Genomic DNA, 2,667 nt, shown 5'->3' with positions numbered 1-2,667 from the left:
GTTATGTTTTGATACTAATAGGGCTTATAGTTGCTGTCGGGGGCTTCTTTGTATCGTTTATTCGTGGCATTATTCAATATAAAACTGCATTTAAAACTAGACTTAAACAGGGATTGCAATTCCTTATAGGAGGAATAGTGCTTTTGGTAATAGGCTTTATTGTTGCTCCAGATTCAACTCAAACCATTTCTACTAATTCTCAGACCCAAAATAACCAACAAGTTACTACTGATAAACATATCACAGGGAAACTCAGCGATATTCAAGTAAGCATTGATGCACAATCCATGCCGAATACTAAAGGTCAATTTAAAACCGTCATTTATGTTGAAAATACCTCATCTGATATGTTCTGGGGCAACGTTGAAGTCGAAAGCATAGATGTAGATGGCAAAACCATTGACAATGCTTTGCTTTTTATCAAATCCAAAGACGATCCGCTTCTTTCTGGCCAGAAAACACAGGGTATCGTCTGGCTAAAAAAAGCCGTCGTTCCTAAATACAAGTATCATGTTTCGGGGGATTTTGCTCCTTACACTGGTTATAAAACCGCCATAGATTATACTATTTCTAAATCTACCATAGGACCAGGTGGAGGTACTGTATGGGTTCTTGTTTCAGATGTTCAACAAAAAACTCTAATAGATATTTCTAAAGAATTTATTGACAAATACAGTAGCTTACAAACTTTAACAGTTTATTTCTTTATCAATGAGGCAGATATGGAAACTTATACAAATTATGTTTCTCTTTCATGGAGTCCGGGTGAGAAGCCCCACCTTCAATACTGGGATTCAACTGAAAAAATATTAATTGAATAATCCCCCCAACCCCCTAACTCCCTTAACCATCCAGGGCCAGGTTCTATGCCTGGCCCTTATTTCGCACATGACCCAACAATACAATAGTTAAGCAGTCGCTTGCATAGCTTACTTTGCTCCACTCTCCATCATCGCCGCTTTTTTCCATCGGTCTCTTAACGATTAACTCTAGATCCAATATTTCTTCATTATCAAGGATTTTGTCTAACTGTTGTCGAACTTCTAAATAGCTCATCATCTTCACCCTTTCATGAAAGGAGATAATTGTATGGAAATTATTTCACTACGAAGATTGAAGATATCGTCACCACGACAACAACAAGTAGTATTTACTAAAGCTGAGATTGTTATCGAGACTGATTCAAGGGACCTCAAATCCTGGATTATTGACCTTGAAGGCCCTTTAACACTTGCAGACTATTTCATATCAAACCGGGACATAATGAGACTAACAGCTGAAGCTGAAGATGGGCGCATATTCCAAGGCTCTGCTTTTGTTTCACGTTTTAGAATTAATAGTTCCATTAAAGTAGTATTCAGGGGAACAGGACCACTAACCCCAGGGAACCTGTAACTCCTTTGCCTTAGCATCATCTATATGCCTGCTCCAGTCCTCCCGCTCCGGCTTCTGCTCTGTAATGCGCTGGAGTACTTTTTTTGCCTCTTTGCCCATGAAGTCGTCCGGGGTTACAGTTTTAGGCTTGCGTTTGCTGAACATGCCTGCTATAGCCCCAAATCCGTTAGTTATAACCGCTGCCAAAAACGCCCACTTATTCCTCTGTTCGTTGTATTGCTCAATGGCAACCTGGCGTTGTAGCTCCGGCAAAATAGCCGCCAGCTCACTGGGCCTTAAGCTCCGCATTTCATCAATCGTCCAGCCAAACTCCCGGGCCAGCAGCACCACTACCTCTGCGGTAAGCCAGCCTGAATTAAGGTCATCAGCGGCCCCAAGAGCCGCTTCAGTCCCTGAAAATTTACCTCAACAAATACCTCGATTAGCTGTTCAAGCTCGCTCATGTATGCGTTTTTAACATCATCTTTGGTGATATCAGGGAAAATAACGGGCAGCTTCTTATAGAGCAAATCAAAACCCGCCTGCTCCAGCAGCTTGCCCAGATCCACTTTTTGAATGTTGCCCTTTGATTCTGGGAACAGGTCGGCGATAATCTTCTCCAGTTCGCCGATCCGTTTTTCCTCCACCCGGATTTCTTTTCCGGCAAACGATACTACTTTGTTTCGCATATTACCCCTCCTGGCTTAGTAGCCCGATACCATTCAGCCTAATAGCTGATTCATTGATTCCATCCGTTTTTTGCAAAGCTAGCGCTTCAACATTGCCAGCCAGACAGCGCACATCTTTGCCCTTGCCGATAAACAACCTTACAAAAAATTGCCCCTTCTGTATCTTTTCTGTTGCCCAGTATGCCTCAGATTTCACGTACCAATCAGTAGGTACTCCATGCAGCTCCGGCCCGTAAGTGTATGCTTTCCTATGTTCAACCTCTAACGTCCAATTAAATAACAATGCAACATTATCCGGAACAGGGGCGGCACTGTCAATATACACCGCCCCTATCATTCCTTTAATCACTCAATTATACGCCTCCAGACAGAGCCGGTGTCAGTGCCCCAGTGCCCTGGAAATCGCAGGAAAAACTTGCCTTGTCATCAACCGGTGTTTCAATGCTGGGTTTTATAAGTGCGTCTCCTGAGAATTTTACAGTAGCATTGACCTGCAATTCCAGTTTTACTTTCTCACCGTTCAACCAAGCATTAATAAGCGCCGCTTGACCAGATGTGTCATCCGGCTTGAAGTTGCCTTCAAAGGACCCGGACCACTCTTTCA

6 protein-coding genes are annotated in these 2,667 nt (G+C 42.9%); 2 read left to right on the top strand and 4 right to left on the bottom strand.

Translation table 11 applies throughout. The features are described 5' to 3' along the window. Window positions 1-143 precede the first annotated feature (143 nt). Together HPY74_20710 and HPY74_20705 are read left to right on the top strand one after the other, a co-directional pair. The gene (locus HPY74_20710) at window positions 144-821 is read left to right on the top strand and encodes a hypothetical protein (GenBank protein NSW93029.1); all 678 of its coding nucleotides are present in this window, start codon (window positions 144-146) and stop codon (window positions 819-821) included. Window positions 822-1,089: 268 nt separating this feature from the next. Continuing rightward, complete coding sequence (locus HPY74_20705; protein NSW93028.1) at window positions 1,090-1,395, top strand: hypothetical protein; 306 nt, start codon at window positions 1,090-1,092, stop codon at window positions 1,393-1,395. On the opposite strand, the gene HPY74_20700 is transcribed toward HPY74_20705, so the two are convergent. The 4 genes from HPY74_20700 to HPY74_20685 form a co-directional block, all read right to left on the bottom strand. Further along, window positions 1,375-1,722 carry a hypothetical protein gene (locus tag HPY74_20700; protein ID NSW93027.1) on the bottom strand — a complete coding sequence of 116 codons (348 nt, stop codon included), beginning with the start codon at window positions 1,720-1,722 and terminating at the stop codon, window positions 1,375-1,377. The genes HPY74_20705 and HPY74_20700 overlap by 21 nt on opposite strands. 2 nt (window positions 1,723-1,724) lie before the next feature. After that, window positions 1,725-2,063 carry a hypothetical protein gene (locus tag HPY74_20695; GenBank protein ID NSW93026.1) on the bottom strand — a complete coding sequence of 113 codons (339 nt, stop codon included), beginning with the start codon at window positions 2,061-2,063 and terminating at the stop codon, window positions 1,725-1,727. Between the two features lies 1 nt (window position 2,064). Further along, a complete protein-coding gene (locus HPY74_20690; GenBank protein ID NSW93025.1) occupies window positions 2,065-2,412 on the bottom strand; it encodes a hypothetical protein in 348 nt (115 codons plus the stop codon). Window positions 2,413-2,416: 4 nt separating this feature from the next. Continuing rightward, window positions 2,417-2,667, bottom strand: a 251-nt coding sequence (locus tag HPY74_20685) for a hypothetical protein (protein NSW93024.1), incomplete at its 5' end; no start/stop codon positions are given.

This window comes from Bacillota bacterium (assembly GCA_013314855.1).
Lineage (GTDB): Bacteria > Bacillota > Clostridia > Acetivibrionales > DUMC01 > Ch48.
Note: the sequence above shows the minus strand (reverse complement) of the source record. Positions and strands in the feature narration are given on the sequence as shown.